The following is an 18,639-nucleotide window of genomic DNA, read 5'->3' on the forward strand; positions in this document are numbered from 1 at the left end:
TGATCACGACCAGTAGACGCGTCAGACCGGGGCGCCGTTGCTTGCGAACTGACCCAAAGCACCGGCCAGGTCACCGTTCACCCGTGCGTGCAACTGGGTGCCCTCGGCGGTGTGCCGCTCGGCGAGCACCTCACCCTCCCGGTGCACCCTGGCCACGAGCTCGCCACGGGCGTACGGCACCAGCACCTCCACCTCGACGTCCGGCCGCGGCAACGCCGTGGCCAGGTGCTCACGCAGCTCGTCGAGCCCGAGGCCCTTGTGCGCCGAGACGAACAACGCGCCGGGCAGCAGGTGGCGCAGACGCGCCAGTTGCAGCTCGTCCGCCGCGTCGATCTTGTTCACCACCAGGACCTCCGGCGGCATCGGGGTGTCGTTGCGCTCGGCGATCTCGCCCAGCACCTCGCGCACCGCGTTGACCTGCCACTCCGGGTTGGCTTCCGATCCGTCCACCACGTGCACCAGCAGGTCCGCGTCGGCCACCTCGTCCAAGGTGGACCGGAACGCCTCGATCAGCTGGTGCGGCAGGTGCCGCACGAACCCGACCGTGTCGGTCAGCGTGTACGTCCGCCCGTCCGGTGTCTGGGTACGGCGCGTGGTCGCGTCCAACGTGGCGAACAACGCGTCCTCGACCAGCACGCCCGCGCCGGTGATCGCGTTGAGCAGGCTGGACTTGCCCGCGTTGGTGTAACCCGCGATGGCCACGCTCGGCACCTCGTTGGCCACCCGGCGGCCACGCTTGGTCTCCCGGACGCCGGCCATCGCCGTGATCTCACGCCGGAGCTTGGAGATCTTGGCGCGGATCCGCCGCCGGTCGGTTTCCAGCTTGGTCTCACCGGGGCCACGAAGACCCACACCGCCGTTGCCGCCACCGGCCCGGCCACCGGCCTGCCGGGACAGCGACTCACCCCAGCCGCGCAGGCGCGGCAGCAGGTACTGCAGCTGCGCCAGCTCGACCTGGGCCTTGCCCTCCTTGGACCGCGCGTGCTGCGCGAAGATGTCCAGGATCAGCGCGGTCCGGTCGATCACCTTGACCTTGAGGCGCGCCTCCAGCTGGCGGAGCTGACCGGGTGAGAGTTCACCGTCGCAGATCACCGTGTCCGCGCCGGTCGCCAGCACGGTCTGGAAGATCTCCTCCACCTTGCCGGAGCCGACGTACGTGGCCGGATCCGGCCGGTCACGCCGCTGGATGAGCCCTTCGAGGACCTCGGAACCGGCCGTCTCGGCCAGCCGCGCCAGCTCGGTGAGCGACGCGTCGGCCTGCTCGGCGGTGCCCTCGGTCCAGACGCCGACCAGAACCACCCGTTCCAGCCGGAGTTGGCGGTACTCGACCTCGGTGATGTCGGAAAGCTCGGTGGACAGCCCGGCCACTCGACGTAGCGCGGACCGGTCCTCGAGTTCCAGCTCCCCAGTCGAGACCAGTTCTTCCGCGTAGTCTTCCGTCATCGAGTAAGCCCTGTCCTTACCTGTCGTTTCGATGTTGCCTGCCCATCGTCGCACGCTCGGCGGAATCCGCCGACTGGTTATCGCACCTCCTACAACGCTCCGGACCACCCAATTCGTTCCCATCCGGCCCGGCGTTCGGGCAAGGTGAGAGCCGTGTCCCTATTCCGCCACCACGGTTTCCGGATGTTGTGGGCCAGCGACACCCTCAGCCAGTTCGGCACGTACATCGGGCACACCGTGTTACCGCTGGTCGCGGTCACCGTGCTGGCCGCGACGCCGTTCGAGATGGGCCTGCTCACCGCCGCGGAGACAGCCGCGTTCCTGCTGATCGGCCTGCCCGCCGGGGCCTGGGTGGACCGGATGCGGCGCAGGCAGCTCATGCTGCGCGCCGACCTCGCGCGGGCCGCGTTGCTGCTGAGCGTTCCGGTGGCGTGGTGGCTGGACGTCCTGACGTTGCCGCACATGATCGTCGTAGGGCTGCTGGTCGGCGTCTGCACGGTCTTCTTCGACGTGTCGTACCAGTCGTACCTGCCGACGCTGGTCGGCCGTGACCAACTGCTGGAGGGCAACGCGAAGCTCCAGGCCAGCCAGTCGGTGGCGATGGTGTCCGGACCCGCCATGGGCGGTGGCCTGGCGGCGCTGGCCGGCGCCGCCAACGCGACCATCACGGTGGGACTGGGCTTCCTGGCGTCCTGGCTTTTCCTGTTCCGGATCAAGCAGGAGGAGCCACGGCCGGTCCGCACCGAGCACCGCAAGCTGCGCGCCGAGGTCGCCGAGGGCCTGCGGTTCGTGTTCCACAACAGCATGCTGCGGGCGATCGCGCTGACCGGCACCACCGCGGGTTTCTTCTTCCAGATGGAGACCGCGGGCATGGTGCTGTTCCTGACCAAGGACCTGCTGCTCAGCGAGGCCCAGGTCGGCCTGGTGCTCGCGGTCGGCGGCGTGGGCGGGTTCCTCGCCGGGATGACGGCGAACTGGTGGTACCGCCGGATCGGCAACGTGCGGGCGATGTGGGTGTCGCTGGTGGCGATCGCGCCGTTCGAGCTGCTGATCCCGCTGGGCCAGCCGGGCTGGCTGGTCTGGCTGACCGTGCTGGGGCACGTCGGCGTCGGCTACGGCGTGATCGTGCACAACATCGCGCAGGTCAGCTTCCGTCAGTCGATCTGCCCGGACCGGTTGCTCGGCCGGATGAACGCGAGCATGCGGTTCATGATCTGGGGCGCGTTCCCGCTCGGCTCGCTGGCCGGCGGCGTGCTCGGCGAGGTCATCGGGGTGCGCGGCACGCTGTGGGTCGCGGCGAGCGGCCTCGCGGTGTCCTGGATCTGGATGATGTTCTCGCCGATCCGCACGATGGTCAGGACACCGAGTCCCACCACCGCCGATCCAGCTGACCACGGGCGACCAGCACCGCAGGCCCCGTGAGCGTGCTGGCGTCCTCGCCGATCTCCACCCGGACCCGGCCGCCGGGGACGTCCACGTAGGACGAACCGGTGGGCTCGTCGGCCAGGTGCAGCAACGCGGCCACGGCCGCGACCGTGCCCGTCCCGCAGGACCGGGTCTCCCCCACGCCCCGCTCGTGCACACGCATCTGGATCGCGTCCGGCCCCTTGCGGCGGAACAGTTCCACGTTCACGCCGTGCGGGAAAAGCACCGGATCGTGCCCGGGAGGCAGAGAGAGGTCCAGGTCCGCCGGGTCGCTGTCGATCTGGCACGCCAGGTGCGGGTTGCCGACGTCGATCGCGATGCCGGGGAACGCCTCACCGGACACCGTGGCCTGGGAGCGGCCGAACACCCGGGCCGGTCCCATCTGGACGGTCACCGAGCCGTCCTCGTGCGTCTTCACCGGGCGCGGGCCCGCCCGCGTCCCGAGCACGAACTCGCCGGGTTCGGCCAGACCGGCCTCGACCAGGTAGGCGGCGAACACCCGGACCCCGTTGCCGCACATCTCGGCGATCGAGCCGTCGGCGTTGCGGTAGTCCATGAACCAGCCGTCTGGGTCCACATCGGACGGCTTGTCCGGCACGGCCGCCCCTTTGACCACCCGCAGCACACCGTCCGCGCCGAGACCGCGACTGCGGTCGCAAAGCGCGCGGACCCGTGCCGCGGTCAGCTCCAGGGTGCCGTCCTGGTCGGGCAGCACCACGAAGTCGTTCTCCGTGCCGTGTCCCTTGACGAATTCGATGTCCCGCACACCTCTGAGGTTACGGGGTGACGACCCGGAGCACCTCGTCGAGGAGGTCGTCGGCGCCCGCGTCCAGCCACGTGATCCGCTTGTCACGGCGGAACCACGAACGCTGCCTGCGCACGAACCGCCGGTGGCCCTGCGCGGTCAGCGCCGTCGCTTCGCCGAGGTCGTACTCGCCGTCGAAGTACGCGAGGACCTGCTGGTAGCCGAGGGCACGCGACGCGGTCAGCCCGTCACGCAGCCCGATCTTCTCCAGCTCACGGACCTCGTCGACGAACCCGGCGGCGAACATCCTGGCCACCCTGGCGTCGATCCGTGTGTCCAGTTCGGACGGCTCGCGGTCCAGTCCGATCAGGATCGTGCCGTAACGCGCGGGTCCCGGCTTGGGCATCGTCGCGGAGAACGGACGCCCGGTCAGCTCGATCACCTCCAGGGCCCGGACCACGCGGCGGCCGTTGCTCGGCAGGATCGCGCCCGCCGCGACCGGGTCGAGCGTGGCCAGCCGCTCGTGCATCAGCTGAGCGCCCACAGTGGCCAGCTCCTGGTCGAGCCGCTCCCGGATCCGCGGGTCCGTGCCGGGGAACTCCAGGTCGTCCAGGACGGCCTGGACGTACAGGCCGGAACCGCCGACCAGGATCGGTACCTTCCCGGCCGCCAGGACGTCCTCCACGACCCGGCGGGCGTGCCGTTGGTATGCGGCTACCGACGCGGTCTCGGTGACGTCCAGGACGTCCAGGAGGTGGTGCGGGACGGCCTCGCGTTCGGCCCGCGTGACCTTGGCCGTGCCGATGTCCATGCCCCGATAGAGCTGGGAGGCGTCGGCGTTGACGACCTCACCGCCGAGCTTCTCGGCCAGCGCGATGCCCAGGTCCGACTTGCCGGTCGCGGTGGGGCCGACGACTGCGATGGGGGTGGTCACGACCGGCCATTTTCCCAAACGGCGACGTGGTAGGCGACGCCGAAGGGCACCATGAGCTCGCTGCCGGCGCACCGCCAGTCGCCGCCGGTCCCGGCAAGCACCTGCCAGGGCGCCCGGCCCTGCGCGTCCAGCTCGCCCGCCAGGCCCTCGTCCAGCGCGAGCAGTGCCTCGGCATCGGCGTTCGACAGGGCTGTGTGGACGGCGTCGTCGAAGTCAGGGGCCCGCTCGTCCGGCCTGCCCGGAGCACGGTCACCGTGCTTGGGCGAGCCGTCCCCGAGCACGAGCAGGCCAACTGGACCGCTCGTCTCCCGGGCGAGGCGGGCGCCCAGCTCCTGGCATTGCTCCCTCGTCGCCTCGGGTGAGACCAAATGGACGCTCACCGACTGTGCGCCTGCTTGCTGTCGCAACCACCCGGCGATCAGGACCGGTAAAGGCAGAGACGGATCAACGTCACCCTCCGTGTCGGCGGCCAGCCGGACCCGGACGTCCACCCCGAACCCCCGGAACGTGCCCACGGCACCGTCCGGGACCTCGCCGAATCCCGGCGCGACCGCGATCCACCTGCGGGAACCCGCTGCCAGGAACCGCGCCGCCGCCACGCACGCGCGCCGCACCGAGGACACCTCAGGCACGTCGGCGACGACCAGTTCCGGCACCAGAAGTGGTGGATAAGGCACTACAGCGGCACGAGCGATCACGCTGAGGAACGTTACTAGGATGACCGGAGGTGAGCCTGGTGGTTCCGACGCGGGCCTTGACCTGTTTGAATGCGCGCGGAACCAGTCGCCTCAGGCGACCGGATTCCACGTTGCTGGGCCCCGGCGAACGACGGGGCGCCCGTGGGAGGCGCGGGCACGCAGGCGAGGAGGAGCCGGCGATGACGGACAGGGAAACAACCCAGAGCACGGATGTGGCCGAGGTGGCGGAGGTGGTTGTGGCTGAGCCGGCTGCTCCGGCCGAATCCGCTGCTGTCGAAACCGCTCCGGCTGGAGAGCTCAAAGCACCCGCGCCGGTGCCGGTCGCGTCGACCGACCCGGGCAGGTGGGGCCGGGTGGACGAGTCGGGCACGGTTTTCGTGAAGACCGTGGACGGTGAACGAGCGGTCGGCTCGTGGCAGGCGGGCGAACCGACGGAAGGGCTGGCGCACTACGCGCGGCGGTTCGACGACATCCGCACCGAGGTCGAGCTGCTCGAGGCACGGATCGTCTCCGGGGCCGGCGATCCGAAGCAGTCGCTGACCAGCGCGAAGCACATCAAGGAGAGCCTGGTCGATGCGGCGGCGGTCGGCGATCTGGCCGCGCTGGAGGCCCGCGTGGAGTACGTGCTCGCGCACGCCAAGCAGGCGATCGAGGCGTCCAAGCAGGCCCGCGAGGCGGCACGGGCCGCGTCGGTGGCGCGCAAGCAGGAGCTGGCCGAGGAGGCCGAGCGGATCGCGGCGGAGTCGACCCAGTGGAAGGCCGCGGGTGACCGGCTGCGGACGATCCTGGACGAGTGGAAGACCATCCGCGGGGTCGACCGGAAGACCGACGAGCAGCTGTGGCGCCGGTTCTCCAAGGCACGTGACACCTTCAACCGCAGGCGTGGCTCGCACTTCGCGGATCTGGACCGGCAGCGTTCCACGGCGAAGGCCCGCAAGCAGGAACTGGTCGAGGAGGCCGAGCAGCTGGCGGACTCGGACGACTGGGGCCCGACCGCGGGCCGCTACAAGGCGCTGATGACCGAGTGGAAGGCGGCCGGGCGCGCGCCGAAGGACTCGGACGACGCGCTGTGGCAGCGGTTCCGCGCGGCGCAGGACAAGTTCTTCGCCCGGCGGTCGGCGGCGTTCAGCGAGCGGGACGCGGAGTTCCACGACAACGCCCGCGCCAAGGAAGAACTGCTGGCCGAAGCCGAGAAGATCAACATCTCCGACCTGGACGCGGCGCGCTCGCAGCTGCACCGCATCCAGGAGCGCTGGGAGTCGATCGGCAAGGTGCCGCGCGAGCGGGTGCGGGAGCTGGAAGGCCGCCTGCGCGCGGTCGAGGAGAAGGTGCGCCAGGCCGCTGACCAGCAGTGGCGCCGTACCGACCCGGAGGCTCAGGCCCGTGCCGCGCAGTTCCGCGAGCGCGTGGAGGAGTTCGAGTCGAAGGCCGCCAAGGCCCGTGCGGCAGGCGACAACCGCCGCGCCGAGCAGGCCGAGGCGCAGGCCGCCCAGTGGCGTGAGTGGCTGGCCGCCGCCGAGCAGGCGGTCGCCACCCGATAGTCCGGTTCACTGTGGACTGCCCGGCCCGTTCGCGGGCCGGGCAGTCCTTTCTTCGAAACTTCCTCGAAAGTTGTTGCCACGCCCGCACTTGCGGATCCATAGTGAGGCAGCGCGGTACCACGCCCACGGTCAACCGAAAGTTTCGAGTCACGTGGGAAGAGGAAGACATGCGAAGGATCGCTCCCGCACTGGTCGCTGCTGTCACCCTGTTGCTGACTTTGTCGCCCGCCAAGGCGTCCGCGGCCGCGCTGACCGAGGTCACGAACTTCGGCACGAACCCGACCAACCTGCGGATGCACATCTACGTCCCGGACGGCATCACGAGCAGACCCGCTGTCCTGGTCGCGGTGCACTACTGCACCGGGTCCGGCCCGGCCTACCACTCGGGCACGGAGTTCGCCCGGCTGGCCGACCGTCACAAGTTCATCGTCGTCTATCCGTCCGCCACTCGCAGCGGCCAGTGTTTCGACGTGTCCTCGCCGCAGGCGTTGCGACGCAACGGCGGCAGCGATCCCGTCGGGATCATGTCGATGGTCCAGTACACCCTGCAGCGCCACAACGGCGACTCGAACCGGGTCTACGCCACCGGCTCCTCCTCCGGTGCCATGATGACCAACGTCCTGCTCGGTGACTACCCGGACGTGTTCAAGGCGGGTGCGGCGTTCGCCGGTGTCCCTTTTGGATGCTTCGCCACCACCGACGGCTCCGGCTGGAACAGCACGTGCGCGCAAGGGAACCTGATCAGGACCCCGCAGCAGTGGGGTGATCTGGTCCGCGCCGCCTACCCGGGCTATTCCGGCGCGAGGCCGAGGATGCAACTGTGGCACGGCACCGCGGACGACACCCTGAGGTACCCCAACTTCACCGAAGAGATCAAGCAGTGGACCAACGTGTCCGGCCTGAGCCAGACGCCGACGAGCACCGACCGTCCACAGTCGACATGGACGCGGACCCGGTACGGCACCCAGGTCGAGGCCATCAGCATCCAGAACGGCTCGCACAACATCCTGACCACCGGCATGGCCCAGTACGCGATCGACTTCTTCGGCCTGTCCCGCAGGTGAGGGTTTCCGGCATCTGGCGCTCAATCCGAAGAAGTCACGAGCGCTGATCGCCGAGGTCGGAAAGGAAGTCCAGTGATCGACAACTGGCGTAAGGCGACGTACAGCGCCAACAACTCGGCGTGCGTGGAGACCGGCTGGGCGGACGGATTGGTCGGCTACCGGGACACCAAGCACGCGGCGTTATCCGACGACAACCGCCCCACGTTGCTGTTCAGCAAGGACGCGGCCCGTACTTTCCTGACCATGATCAGATCGACGACCAACTGATCAGCAGGAACCCCTCCACCGTCCCCAACGTCTCACGAACAGCCAGTGATCATGGAATCACTCTTGGTAAGCTGTCGCGGTTGGCAACCATCAAGGGGAGTGAGCGGTGGCCGAGGGATTTCAACCTGAGCAATCGGAGCCGGCAAGACAGCAGATCGACACCGAAATCGCGGTGACACAGACCGGTCGCGCGATCGCGGCCATGTTCGGCGGTGAATACGCACACCAGTCCGGTGGCGGCGGCGCTGGTGGCTACTACGAGTTCACCAGCCTCGCCGAGCTCGACGAAATCATCACCGAAATCAAAACCGTCGCCGACGGCATAATCGAGGACAGCCGCAAGCTCTACCATGCGCGAGGCCTGATGACGCCGCCCGCGAAAGACATCATGAGTGTTTTGCAGGCCAACGCTGCGGCCGCCTCGGTCGAAGCCGCATACGAGCACAACGGGCGAATGTCGGCTGCTGCTGAAGCGGAGATCGTAAAGCTGGAGGCTGCCCGCCAAGCATATGCTCGGGTCGAGGATGTGAGCGCACAAAGCTTCCGGATGCGAGACTGATCAATGCGATCATCGCTAGCCTTGACACTGCTAGCCGCCAGCGTAGTGATACTCGCGGCGACAGCGTGCACAAGTACTGAGGCAGGTACCCCCCGCCCAGCACCCGGCACCAATTCGGACAGCCCAGCCAACGACTATGAGGCACCCCGAGTGGCGACTCCACTCGACGGGACGCCGTTCCTCGCCAAACCGTGCGCTACGCTCACACCAGCCCAGCTGCAGGTTCTCAATCTTCCGCCAGGAAAGCCAGACACCGACAGCGCCGTAGCCAGATCGTCCGGTCCTGCATGTGACTGGATCAATAGCGACACCCGTGAGGGCGTCGGAGTCGGGTTTCTGTCCGGTAACAAGAACGGCCTGTCAGATACGTACCGTGGCAAGGATCGGTTCGACGGGTATTTCGAACCGATCGAGGTAGATGGATACCCAGCGGTGTTCAATGATTCGGGTGACTATCGGCCTCAAGGAACCTGTGGCATGACGGTCGGCATATCGGACACGCTGACGTTCACCGTGTTGGAGCAGGGCAGGCTCGGGGTGAAGTCGTGCGAACGCGCGAAACAAGTGGCGTCCATGGTGATCCAGACGATCAAGGCGGGGGGCTGATCATGTTCTTGTCCGGACAGGACATCTACGAGAACTTCACCAACGCGCGTGGCCCGGCGGACATGGCCAGCGGCGCGGATGTGGTCGCCGAGGTGGTCAAGACCTATAACGAGCGTGGCGACCAGATCAAGAAGCTTCTCAACAAGATGGACGCAGTCTGGAAAGGCGACGCCGCCGGTGCGGCACATCGTGGCGTCGGTCCGTTGGCCGTCGAGCACGCTCTGGCCGCCCCGGCGATGGACACCATGCGTGATCTGGTGAGCCGTCAGGCCGGGTCGTTCAACGACGCGAAGAACGCCGTGATGCCGGTGCCGCCCGCGCCGGAGAAGGTCGATCCGCTGGCCGCGTTCCTGGCGCCTGGCGAACTGGTCACCTACCAACAACAACTCGGCAGGCACCACGCTGCGGCGCAGCACAACGCCGATGTCATGCGGGGCTACGAGAACGCGTCAACCTACAACATGAATCTGCCCAGCACGTACGGGTCCATAACTGCCGACCAGAGCGAGATCCGCATCGCACAGGCGCCGCCTCCCTCTCAACCCCCGCCGCCTGGTGACCGCCCGAGCCCTCCAAAGCCGAGAACAACGGCGCCACCTCCACCGATCCGCGGCGGTGAGGGTCCTGGCGGTACGGGCAGCAACGTGACACGCGCTGGCGGTCCTGGTGACGGACCGGGCGGCAGTGGTGTCGTGGTGTCGCCGTCTCAGAGCACGGCGCCGCCTGGAACAACGCCTGGCGGATACACATCCCCGGCGCCAGGGCCTGGACTGGGCACAAGCGGTTCCGGTGTTCTGGTCGGCGCGAGCCCTGGACCAGGGGCAGGCGGCCCCGGGCTCGGGTTCTTCGGCCCAGGTGCCGTTCCGGGCGAAGGCGCGGGTTCTCCCGGGCACACAGGTGCCCCAGGTGCGGCGGGCGGTGGATCTGTCGCCGGAGGTCCCGGACCGGCCGGCCGAACAGGTGCGGGTCCAGTGAGTGGCCCCGGAGCGGCCGCGGAGGCAGCGGCCGCGCGGAACGTTCCAGCGGGACGGGGCACCCCGGGCGGTCTGCCCATGAGCGCTGTCCCTGGCGGCCGGAACCAGGGCAGTGAGGACGAGGAGCATCGGCGGGCGTCGTTCCTCGAGGAGCCGGACCCGGAAGCGGTCTTCGGGACCGACAAACCGACCGCTCCCCCGGTGATCGGCGGCTGATCGCGGTGCTGTGGCCACGGCCAGTCCAGGTGGCACTGGACTCGCTGGCACGCCTGGTCCGGATCGAGGACATCGGTACCGTGCCCGAGGTGCTGTTGCCGTCGGCCGGATGGCAGCCACGGCACGAGGATCACGCGCTGGACAGACAGGTACGGGACGAGTGCGCCCGGCTGAACTGGCTGGACCACCGCGGCCAGCTGGATGTCGACGTGGCCTCGGCGTTGCGGGTGGTCTGCCGGGCCACCACGGAGTTCTACGGATGGATCACCGCGGGCCAGACGACGACGGGTGTGCTGGCTGGGCGTCTCGGGCGGCAGGCACTTCTGGCTGTCCGGCGTGAGACATCGGTGTCACTCTGCTCGATCCGGTCGGACAACCTCGCGACGATGGTGGTCGCTCAGACCCCGGACGTTCCTGCTGGACAAGGAAAGCCGGCCCGGGTACAACGCTCGGACGCGCTCGCTTTCGACGGCGGTCGGCCACGCCCGCACGGCGGGCTGACCGTGAAGCCGGTCCCGCCGGACGTCCGGCGGCTGATCCAGGTCGCCATGCTGCCGCGAACCGGCGGAGGCGAGTTCCACGTCGCGGTGCGGGATTCCATGGGCCGCCGAGTGTCCAGTGTGGACAATGTGTCTTATGTGGACACGGCGGCGGGCCGGTACGCCACCTTGACCAGCACCGTCGACGGCGACACCGAACTGCTGCTCATTCCGACAGATCAGCGCGACCTGGTCGCCCGGCTGCACGAAACACACCACTCACTGACCAGATGAGTCCTGCATGTCCTGCCCGTTCTCGGTTCGTGATCGCCGCCCGCTTCGAACGGCGATCACGAACCGGATTTGTCAGTGCAGCGGTGGGATGGTGTTGGCAACCGACAGCTGGCACGTGGCCGTGCTCGTGGCGCTGGGGTTGCTCTCCGACTTCGCGGTCAACGTCACCGTCGCGTGCGGCATGCCGCCATGGGCACGAACCGCGTTGACGGGCACCTGAACGGTCGTCCCGGCCTTGGCGGTCACGATCTCCGAAGGCAACTGGACGCTCCAGCCGTTGCCGGACACCGAAGCCGACAGACGGTAGACGTCAGAGTCCACGTAGGCGCTGACGTCCTCCGGGTGGCCGTTGGTGAACGGACGCACCTGGCCGGTGTTGCGCAGCGGGAACTGGCAGGTCGCGACCTCGGCGGGGACGCGACCGACCGGGTTGCCCCGGCCGACGGAGACGCCGCGGGTGTGCGGGCCCTGGCCGTCCAGCGACCGTACCGCCAGCTTGTAGCTCAGCACTCCCTTGGCGTCGCGGTTGACGTCGATGACGTAGAAGTGCAGGCGGTTGACCGAGTCGACGTACTCGTACTTCGTGCCCGATCCTGTTCCGGCGTGGAACAGGGCGTCCGACAGCTGCCGGTAGTCGCCGATCGTCATGTACTGCTTCGTCCCGTCAGGACGGACGAAGTCGACAGTCCGGATGTCCTCCGGGTGTGAGTCGACGACCCAGACGAACGGCGTCGAGTCGGCGTTCTTGGTCTTCGACAGCATCACACCGGAGTCCGGGGTGAACGAGTCGTAGCCGATCCGGTCGACCACCTCGACGGTGTAGTTGTTGTAGTTCCCGCCGTCACACAACGGATCCTCTGCCGTTTTGCACGATCCAGTCGACTTGTCGCCGTTCATCGCGATGTTGGCGCCGGTCAGGCCGGTCCGCCCGGCCGGGCCCATGGGGATCGCGCGGGCGGTCACGTTCATCACCACGACACCCGACGTGGCAAGGGCTTCCCGCGACAGCCGCAGGATGTTGGCCTCGTCCACGATGTTCAGTTTCATCTTGTCGCGCAAGGTGTGCTGCACGCCTGCCGCGCCGCCTTGCGTGGCGGGGATGTGGTAGCGCGTGTGCGGGCCGCCTGGGCCGTTGAACGTGCCACGGTCGAGCATGCTCCACGGACCGGCACCGGCACGGCGTTGTGGTGTGCCGTAAGGGTTGTTGTAGTTGTCCGCGATGCCGAAGACGTGGCTCAGCTCGTGGGAGAACGTGCCCAGACCGGAGCTTTCGGCCTGGGTCGTGCTCTTGCCCGAGGCGTTGGGCCAGTGGTTCGCGGCGGCCTGCCACGTGGTCCACGGCACGTACCGCGTCTTGGCGCACCGGGGTTTCGTGGGGTCCGGGCCGCCGAACGCGGCGGGGATCGACTCGCAGTCGGCGAACTTCATCTCGCCGAACTCCTGCCACGTCGACGATTCGTCGTTGCCCGCGGTCTGGTAGAAGATCACGTCGTACTTGCCGTCGATGTCCGAGCCCTGCTCGGCTCGCCACGCACCGCCCAGGTCGGTCCGCAGACTGCGGTTGCACTGGTCGCCTGCCGGGCAGCTGCCCGCGGCCTGATCCCATTCGTTGAAGCCGTATTCGTGCTTCTTGCCGGGCAGGCGGTACACGCCGAACGCGTCGAGCGTGACGCCGATGCGCCCGTTCGACACCTCCATCCAGTACCCGTGCATCGTCAGGCCGTGGTTGATCTCCTGCGGCTTGTTCAGGAAGTCCCGGTAGAAGTTCGCGACCTCTTTCGGGTCGAGTTTCAGGTCGGAACGCGGGTTGTTGTACACGTCGGTGTTGCGCGCCCGGGTGATCGCGAACTGCTCGTTGGGGTAGTCACCGAGGACGAGCGCCGCCTTGATCGTGCGCACCGAACCCTTGCGGTTCGGGTCGGACCAGTCGATGTCGGGGACCTCGCGCAGGTCCTGCCACGTCATCGCGTCCGGGTTCTCCCAGTTCTGCGGGTCGATCGGGGCGAGGACCTGCTCTTTGGTCGGCCACGGTCTGCCGGGTGCGGCGTACGCGGGAGCCGAGGCCAGCGCGAGTCCTAACCCGGTGACCACCATTAACGAAAGCAAACGACGGCCAGGTGGGGACATGACGTTCCTTCCGGAGGAAGCAGGGAGAAAGCCTGTCCCGCGAGCCTATGAGCGCCCGGCTATGTCGATCAATCGGCCGAAAGTCGCTGATTGTTGTCGAGATCCGGCCGTGACCAGGCGGTACGGAACCAGCACGTCGCGATCACGACCATCGCGATCACGGCGATGACGAGGCCGATGCCGGGCGACGCCTCCGGCGTGGACTGCCGCGACCAGATCGCCAGCATGCCGTCGACCGAGGCGAACCAGCCGCCGATCGCGCACACCCACGTCAACGCCCAGAGCCGCGTCATCAACGCCAGCATCGAGGCCAGCACCCCGAACCCGGCCGCGGTCGCCGCGAACAACCGGGGCACCACGCCCGCCTTGCCCTCGACGTGCCCTAGCAGCACCTGCCAGCCGTTCGCCCCGTTCAGCCACGGCAGCAGCAGGCCCACCAGCAGCACCAGCACCGCCACCGAGATCACGATCGCCCTGGCGCCCAGGTCGACGGTGCGAATGGCCTTGCGCTCCACCGCGTCGATCTGGTCACGCAGGTGGTCGACGTCCGTCATCGGACCGCACATCCTTCGTCGCTCGTCTCGACCACGGGCGGCTTGCCGAATCCCGGCAGCCCGAGGCTGATCCCGTTGGTCTTCGGCCGCAGCCCGGCCTCGGAGTTGTCGCCCGCACGCGTCCGCCTGTGGCTCACCAACGGACCGTCGGCGACGAGGTGGTGCGGCGCGCCGTACGTCACCGTCGCCTCGACCACGTCTCCGGGCCGTACGTTGGCGTCTCCCGGCGTGAAGTGCACCAGGCGACCATCTCGTGCCCGGCCGCTCATCCGGCGCGTGTCAGCGTCCTTACGGCCCTCGCCCGCGGACACCAGGACCTCGAGGGTCCTGCCGACCAGGTCCTTGTTCAGCTCCCAGGAGATCTCCTCCTGCAACGCCACCAGCCGGTCGTAACGCTCCTGCACGACCTGCTTGGGCACCTGCTCGTCCATCCCGGCCGCCGGCGTGCCCGGGCGCTTGGAGTACTGGAACGTGAACGCGCCCATGAACCGGGCCTCGCGGACCACGTCCAGCGTGGCCTGGAAGTCCTCCTCGGTCTCCCCGGGGAAGCCGACGATGATGTCGGTGGTCAGCGCCGCGTCCGGCATGGCGGCCCGGACCTTCTCGATGATCCCGAGGTAGCGCTCGGAGCGGTACGAGCGGCGCATCGCCTTGAGCACCCGGTCCGAGCCGGACTGCAGCGGCATGTGCAGCTGGTGGCAGACGTTCGGGGTCTCGGCCATCGCCGCGATCACGTCGTCGGTGAAGTCCTTCGGGTGCGGCGAGGTGAACCGGACCCGCTCGAGCCCGTCGATGTCGCCGCACGCCCGCAGCAGCTTGCCGAACGCCAGCCGGTCGCCGAACTCGACGCCGTAGGAGTTGACGTTCTGGCCGAGCAGCGTCACCTCGAGCACGCCCTCGTCCACGAGTGCCTGCACCTCGGCGAGAACCTCGCCGGGCCGACGGTCCTTCTCCTTGCCCCGCAACGACGGCACGATGCAGAACGTGCACGTGTTGTTGCAGCCGACCGAGATCGACACCCAGCCCGAGTAGGCCGAGTCGCGCCGGGCGGGCAGGCTGGACGGGAAGACCTCCAGCGCCTCGAGGATCTCGACCTGGGCCTCCTCGTTGTGCCGGGCACGCTCCAGCAACGTCGGCAACGAGCCGATGTTGTGCGTCCCGAACACCACGTCCACCCAGGGCGCACGCTTGACGATCTCGCCCTTGTCCTTCTGCGCCAGGCAGCCGCCGACGGCGATCTGCATGCCCGGATGGGCCTTCTTCGTCGGCAACAGGTGGCCGAGGTTGCCGTAGAGCTTGTTGTCCGCGTTCTCGCGGACCGCGCACGTGTTGAGCACCATCAGGTCAGGCGTCTCGTCGCCGGTCGCGGCCGTGTACCCGGCCTCTTCGAGCATGCCGGCCAGCCGTTCGGAGTCGTGCACGTTCATTTGGCAACCGAACGTACGGATGGCGTAACTGCGAGTCACACTGGCTCCTCAAACGATGGTGTCGCGCCCATCCAGGGTAGTTCCCACGTCTGGCACCATCGTGACCGTGTCTCGGAAGCTCGTCACACTGATTACCGTGCTGCTGGTCGTGGCCGGCTGTACGAGCGTCACCGAGGACCTCAGGCTGACGATCGCCACGGGGTTCCCGAGCGGCGTCTACAACAAGCTCGGCAACGCACTGGCCACGGAGTGGTCCAAGCAGATGGGCATGCCGACGCCCACCGTGCTGGCCACCGAGGGCTCGCCGGACAACATCAACCGGCTGGCGGCGGGCCAGGCCGACATCGCCTTCAGCGCCGCCGACGTGGCCAACGACCGGCGTAACGACAAGTTCAGCGCGCTCGCCCGGATCTACGACGACTACCTGCACATCGTCGTGCGGGCGGACTCCCCGATCCGGGCGCTGGCGGATCTGACCGGCAAGCGGATCGGGATCGGCGCGGCCAACTCGGGCGTCAAGACGATCGCCGAGCGTGTGCTGAAGATTCTCAAGGTGGACGGCCAGCCGTTCGAGTACGGCCTGCCGCAGTCCACCGACGCGCTGCGCAAGGGCGAGATCGACGCGTTCTTCTGGTCCGGTGGCCTGCCGACCGACGAGATCGTCCAGCTGTCGCGGGCCATGGACATCCGGCTGCTCGACATGAGCGAGCAGATGCGCACGATCCGCAAGGACTACCGCTATTACGGCGCCGCGACGATCCCGCTGTCGGTGTACCAGGTCGCCAACACCGTCCCGGTGACCACGTTGACCGTGCCGAACCTGCTGATGGTGACCGACCGGCTGTCCAACGACGCGGCCAAGGCGCTCGCCCAGGGCATCTTCGCGGCCCAGAAGCAGCTGGCCGACGTCACCGAGGCGGCCGACTCGATCGACATCCGCTCGGCCGTGGAAACCCACCCGATCCCGCTGCACCCCGGCGCCCGCGAGTTCTACCGCGACGAAAAACAGCTGTAAAACCCTCGTGAGTGTTTATCCGTGTTCTAACCCTGATAAGTACTCACGAGGGGTGAGCTGGGAGTTCGATGGTGACGCGGAGGCCGCCCGCGCCGTCGTCCGGCAGGTCGAGGCGGACGTCGCCGCCCGCCCGTTCCGCCAGGCGCCGGGTGATCGCCAGGCCGAGACCGGAGCCGCTGATGTTCTGGTGCGCCTGGCTGCGCCAGAACCGGTCGGTCGCCCGCTCCAGCTCATCCGGTTGCAGGCCGGGGCCGTGGTCACGGACCGAGACGAACACCCGCGACTCCTCGGCGCGCACGTCGACCGCGACGACCGACCCCTCCGCGGTGAACTTCAAGGCGTTGTCCAGCAGCGCGTCCAGCATCGCCTCGACGCTGCGCGGCGGCGCGGTGGCGAAGATCCGGTCGGACGACGTGGTCAGCTCCAGCCGCACCTCACGGGAGTCCGCGACCGCCTCCCAGTCGGTCAGCCGCGTGCTCACGGTCGCCACCACGTCCACGGGCACGAGTTCGCCACCCATGCCTTCGGCACGGGCCATCGCCAGCAGGTCGTCGACGATCTGGTTGAGCCGGTCGGTCTCGGCCATCGCGGCGATGTGGTGCTCGGCCTCCTCCTCGTCGACATGCCCCTCCAAATTGCTCAGCCGCAACCGCAGCGCGGTCAACGGGTTGCGCAACTGGTGGGACGCGTCGGCGACGAAGGCCCGTTGCGCGGCAAGGGTGTCGCTGACGCTCGCGGCCATCTGGTCGAACGAGCGGCTGAGGTGTCTCAGTTCCGCGGGACCGTGCCCGTCGTCGACCGCCGGGACCGTCCGGCCGCTCATCACCGCGGCCACCAGGGAACCGGTCGCCTGGTCGAGCCTGCGGACCGGACGCAGGGTCCATCCCACCAACGGCAACGCGACCAGCACGGCCAGTCCGAGTGCCATGGCGCCGCCGATGAGGATCACGGCCCACCAGAACACCACGCGGCCACGTGCGGAGTTCGTCGGCGAGCGGGTGATCACCGCGCCCTGCACCTCACCGTCGACCAGCACCGGTTCGGCGATCACCAGCGGGTCGGTGTCCCACGGCAACAGCAGCGACTCCGGCTCGGGATGTTTGCCGCTCAGCGCGTTGTCCAGTTCCTGCGCGACGTCCCCGGCCTGGAACGGCGGCTGCTGGGAGACGGCCGAACTGGCGACGGGCTCCCGGTCCCGGTTGAACACCACGGCGTCGATGTCGTACGTGGCGTGGAAGCTGATCAGCTCGTCCTGGAGCGCTTCCTCCTCCTCGTCGAGCAACGGCCGCTGCGACAACGAGGCGTACCGGCTGGTGTCGGTGAGCCGGTCGAGGAACAGGTCCTGCTGCTCGCGCTGCGCGACGCTCAACGCCAGCGGCACGCCGAGGCCGACGACGAGCAACGCGACCAGCGAGAGCACGATGCCGAGCAGCCGGACTCGCATCGCGTCACTCCGGGCGGCCGGCGAGCCGGTATCCGACGCCGCGCACGGTCTCGATCAGCGCGGGCCGCTTGAGTTTCGTGCGCAGCGTCGCCACGTGCACGTCGAGCGAGCGGTTCTCCGCCGCGCCGCTGCGGCCCCACACCTCGGCCAGGATCTGGTCCCGCGGGCAGACCGCGCCGCGTGCGGACATCACCAGCGCCAGCACCTGGAATTCTTTCCTCGACAATCCGATCGGCTCGCCCGCGACGGTCACCTCGTGCCGCCCGATATCGACTCGGACATCGTCGAACATTATCGGTTCGGTATTCGATTGACCACGATCCGTGCTCCTTCGGCGAACCGCGTGCACCCGGGCCACCAACTCACCGACGTCATACGGTTTCACCAAGTAATCGTCGGCACCGGCCTGCAACGCCAGAATTCGATCGTCCACCTCACCGCGGGCGGAGACGACAATGACCGAGACGTCACTCACCGCCCTGATCTGGCGACAAAGCGTCATCCCGTCGATGTCGGGCAGCCCCAGATCGAGCAGAATGACGTCGACCTCGCCGACCAGATCGAGCACGCCCCGGCCGTGCGCCAGCCGCCTGACCGCCAGGCCGCGCTTGACCAGGGCAGGGGCCAGCGCCTGAGCGACCCGGTCGTCGTCCTCGACAAGGAGCACTCGCACGCGTGTCCCCTCCGCAGGTGTCATGACCATGTGACAGAGTTGAGACCCTAAGTGTTGCTCAAGGTCGCTGGACTGTGTGAGCCGAGGCCCCTAGGTTTCCGCCAACGCACGCTGCCCGTTTTGGAGGATTGATGACCGAAGTTGCCGCCGCGCC

18 protein-coding genes are annotated in these 18,639 nt (G+C 68.3%); 9 read left to right on the forward strand and 9 right to left on the reverse strand.

Annotated elements, in window-relative coordinates:
• Window positions 1–21 precede the first annotated feature (21 nt).
• The gene (gene hflX / locus GC106_RS28125; protein ID WP_173136822.1) at window positions 22–1,443 is read right to left on the reverse strand and encodes a GTPase HflX; all 1,422 of its coding nucleotides are present in this window, start codon (window positions 1,441–1,443) and stop codon (window positions 22–24) included.
• Between the two features lie 144 nt (window positions 1,444–1,587).
• Here hflX and GC106_RS28130 point away from each other — a divergent pair, with 144 nt between their 5' ends.
• Entirely contained in the window at window positions 1,588–2,865 is a 1,278-nt protein-coding gene (locus GC106_RS28130) for an MFS transporter (RefSeq protein ID WP_173136824.1), read from the forward strand.
• Here GC106_RS28130 and dapF read toward each other — a convergent pair.
• The 3 genes from dapF to GC106_RS28145 are packed head-to-tail and all read right to left on the reverse strand — an operon-like array spanning window position 2,798 to window position 5,245.
• Complete coding sequence (gene dapF / locus GC106_RS28135; RefSeq protein ID WP_173136826.1) at window positions 2,798–3,634, reverse strand: diaminopimelate epimerase; 837 nt, start codon at window positions 3,632–3,634, stop codon at window positions 2,798–2,800. The genes GC106_RS28130 and dapF overlap by 68 nt on opposite strands.
• Window positions 3,635–3,644: 10 nt before the next feature.
• Window positions 3,645–4,547, reverse strand: a complete 903-nt coding sequence (gene miaA, locus GC106_RS28140) for a tRNA (adenosine(37)-N6)-dimethylallyltransferase MiaA (RefSeq protein WP_173136828.1) — start codon at window positions 4,545–4,547, stop codon at window positions 3,645–3,647.
• On the reverse strand, window positions 4,544–5,245 hold the full coding sequence (locus GC106_RS28145) for a class III extradiol ring-cleavage dioxygenase family protein (RefSeq protein ID WP_173136830.1): 702 nt from the start codon (window positions 5,243–5,245) through the stop codon (window positions 4,544–4,546). Before GC106_RS28145 ends, miaA begins: the two co-directional genes overlap by 4 nt.
• 179 nt (window positions 5,246–5,424) lie before the next feature.
• Here GC106_RS28145 and GC106_RS28150 point away from each other — a divergent pair, with 179 nt between their 5' ends.
• The 7 genes from GC106_RS28150 to GC106_RS28180 all read left to right on the forward strand — a co-directional run bounded on the left by GC106_RS28150 (window position 5,425) and on the right by GC106_RS28180 (window position 11,245).
• The gene (locus tag GC106_RS28150) at window positions 5,425–6,786 is read left to right on the forward strand and encodes a DUF349 domain-containing protein (RefSeq protein ID WP_173136833.1); all 1,362 of its coding nucleotides are present in this window, start codon (window positions 5,425–5,427) and stop codon (window positions 6,784–6,786) included.
• A gap of 167 nt (window positions 6,787–6,953) precedes the next feature.
• A complete protein-coding gene (locus GC106_RS28155; RefSeq protein WP_173136835.1) occupies window positions 6,954–7,850 on the forward strand; it encodes an extracellular catalytic domain type 1 short-chain-length polyhydroxyalkanoate depolymerase in 897 nt (298 codons plus the stop codon).
• A gap of 72 nt (window positions 7,851–7,922) precedes the next feature.
• Window positions 7,923–8,117, forward strand: a complete 195-nt coding sequence (locus GC106_RS28160; protein WP_173136837.1) for a DUF397 domain-containing protein — start codon at window positions 7,923–7,925, stop codon at window positions 8,115–8,117.
• A gap of 106 nt (window positions 8,118–8,223) precedes the next feature.
• Complete coding sequence (locus GC106_RS28165; RefSeq protein ID WP_173136839.1) at window positions 8,224–8,676, forward strand: hypothetical protein; 453 nt, start codon at window positions 8,224–8,226, stop codon at window positions 8,674–8,676.
• A 3-nt stretch (window positions 8,677–8,679) separates the two neighbouring features.
• Window positions 8,680–9,282: a DUF3558 domain-containing protein gene (locus tag GC106_RS28170; RefSeq protein WP_246366822.1), complete on the forward strand. Its 603-nt coding sequence runs from the start codon at window positions 8,680–8,682 to the stop codon at window positions 9,280–9,282.
• Window positions 9,283–9,284: 2 nt separating this feature from the next.
• Window positions 9,285–10,472, forward strand: coding sequence for a hypothetical protein (locus GC106_RS28175; RefSeq protein ID WP_173136843.1), 1,188 nt, complete (start codon window positions 9,285–9,287; stop codon window positions 10,470–10,472).
• Between the two features lie 29 nt (window positions 10,473–10,501).
• On the forward strand, window positions 10,502–11,245 hold the full coding sequence (locus GC106_RS28180; protein ID WP_173136845.1) for an ESX secretion-associated protein EspG: 744 nt from the start codon (window positions 10,502–10,504) through the stop codon (window positions 11,243–11,245).
• 72 nt (window positions 11,246–11,317) lie between these two features.
• On the opposite strand, the gene GC106_RS28185 is transcribed toward GC106_RS28180, so the two are convergent.
• The 3 genes from GC106_RS28185 to miaB form a co-directional block, all read right to left on the reverse strand.
• A complete protein-coding gene (locus GC106_RS28185; RefSeq protein ID WP_173136847.1) occupies window positions 11,318–13,339 on the reverse strand; it encodes a M6 family metalloprotease domain-containing protein in 2,022 nt (673 codons plus the stop codon).
• A gap of 101 nt (window positions 13,340–13,440) precedes the next feature.
• Window positions 13,441–13,926 carry an Rv2732c family membrane protein gene (locus GC106_RS28190; protein WP_173136849.1) on the reverse strand — a complete coding sequence of 162 codons (486 nt, stop codon included), beginning with the start codon at window positions 13,924–13,926 and terminating at the stop codon, window positions 13,441–13,443.
• Entirely contained in the window at window positions 13,923–15,392 is a 1,470-nt protein-coding gene (gene miaB, locus GC106_RS28195) for a tRNA (N6-isopentenyl adenosine(37)-C2)-methylthiotransferase MiaB (protein ID WP_173136851.1), read from the reverse strand. The genes GC106_RS28190 and miaB overlap by 4 nt, the downstream gene beginning before the upstream one ends.
• Before the next feature lie 67 nt (window positions 15,393–15,459).
• On the opposite strand from miaB, the gene GC106_RS28200 reads away from it, so the two are divergent.
• Window positions 15,460–16,368 carry a TAXI family TRAP transporter solute-binding subunit gene (locus GC106_RS28200; protein ID WP_173136853.1) on the forward strand — a complete coding sequence of 303 codons (909 nt, stop codon included), beginning with the start codon at window positions 15,460–15,462 and terminating at the stop codon, window positions 16,366–16,368.
• 43 nt (window positions 16,369–16,411) lie between these two features.
• On the opposite strand, the gene GC106_RS28205 is transcribed toward GC106_RS28200, so the two are convergent.
• Together GC106_RS28205 and GC106_RS28210 are read right to left on the reverse strand one after the other, a co-directional pair.
• Window positions 16,412–17,812, reverse strand: a complete 1,401-nt coding sequence (locus tag GC106_RS28205; protein ID WP_173136855.1) for a sensor histidine kinase — start codon at window positions 17,810–17,812, stop codon at window positions 16,412–16,414.
• Window positions 17,813–17,816: 4 nt separating this feature from the next.
• Window positions 17,817–18,485, reverse strand: coding sequence for a response regulator transcription factor (locus tag GC106_RS28210; RefSeq protein WP_173136857.1), 669 nt, complete (start codon window positions 18,483–18,485; stop codon window positions 17,817–17,819).
• Window positions 18,486–18,639 lie beyond the last annotated feature (154 nt).

Source organism: Kibdelosporangium persicum, from assembly GCF_013280595.1.
In the GTDB taxonomy this organism is placed as follows: domain Bacteria; phylum Actinomycetota; class Actinomycetes; order Mycobacteriales; family Pseudonocardiaceae; genus Kibdelosporangium; species Kibdelosporangium persicum.

Excerpts from the sequence above, each read along its gene's own strand:
- hflX (WP_173136822.1), bottom strand. The coding sequence starts at position 1,443 with ATGACGGAAGACTACGCGGAAGAACTGGTCTCGACTGGGGAGCTGGAA.
- GC106_RS28150 (WP_173136833.1), top strand. The coding sequence starts at position 5,425 with ATGACGGACAGGGAAACAACCCAGAGCACGGATGTGGCCGAGGTGGCG.
- GC106_RS28155 (WP_173136835.1), top strand. The coding sequence starts at position 6,954 with ATGCGAAGGATCGCTCCCGCACTGGTCGCTGCTGTCACCCTGTTGCTG.
- GC106_RS28170 (WP_246366822.1), top strand. The coding sequence starts at position 8,680 with ATGCGATCATCGCTAGCCTTGACACTGCTAGCCGCCAGCGTAGTGATA.
- GC106_RS28175 (WP_173136843.1), top strand. The coding sequence starts at position 9,285 with ATGTTCTTGTCCGGACAGGACATCTACGAGAACTTCACCAACGCGCGT.
- GC106_RS28185 (WP_173136847.1), bottom strand. The coding sequence starts at position 13,339 with ATGGTGGTCACCGGGTTAGGACTCGCGCTGGCCTCGGCTCCCGCGTAC.
- GC106_RS28190 (WP_173136849.1), bottom strand. The coding sequence starts at position 13,926 with ATGACGGACGTCGACCACCTGCGTGACCAGATCGACGCGGTGGAGCGC.
- GC106_RS28205 (WP_173136855.1), bottom strand. The coding sequence starts at position 17,812 with ATGCGAGTCCGGCTGCTCGGCATCGTGCTCTCGCTGGTCGCGTTGCTC.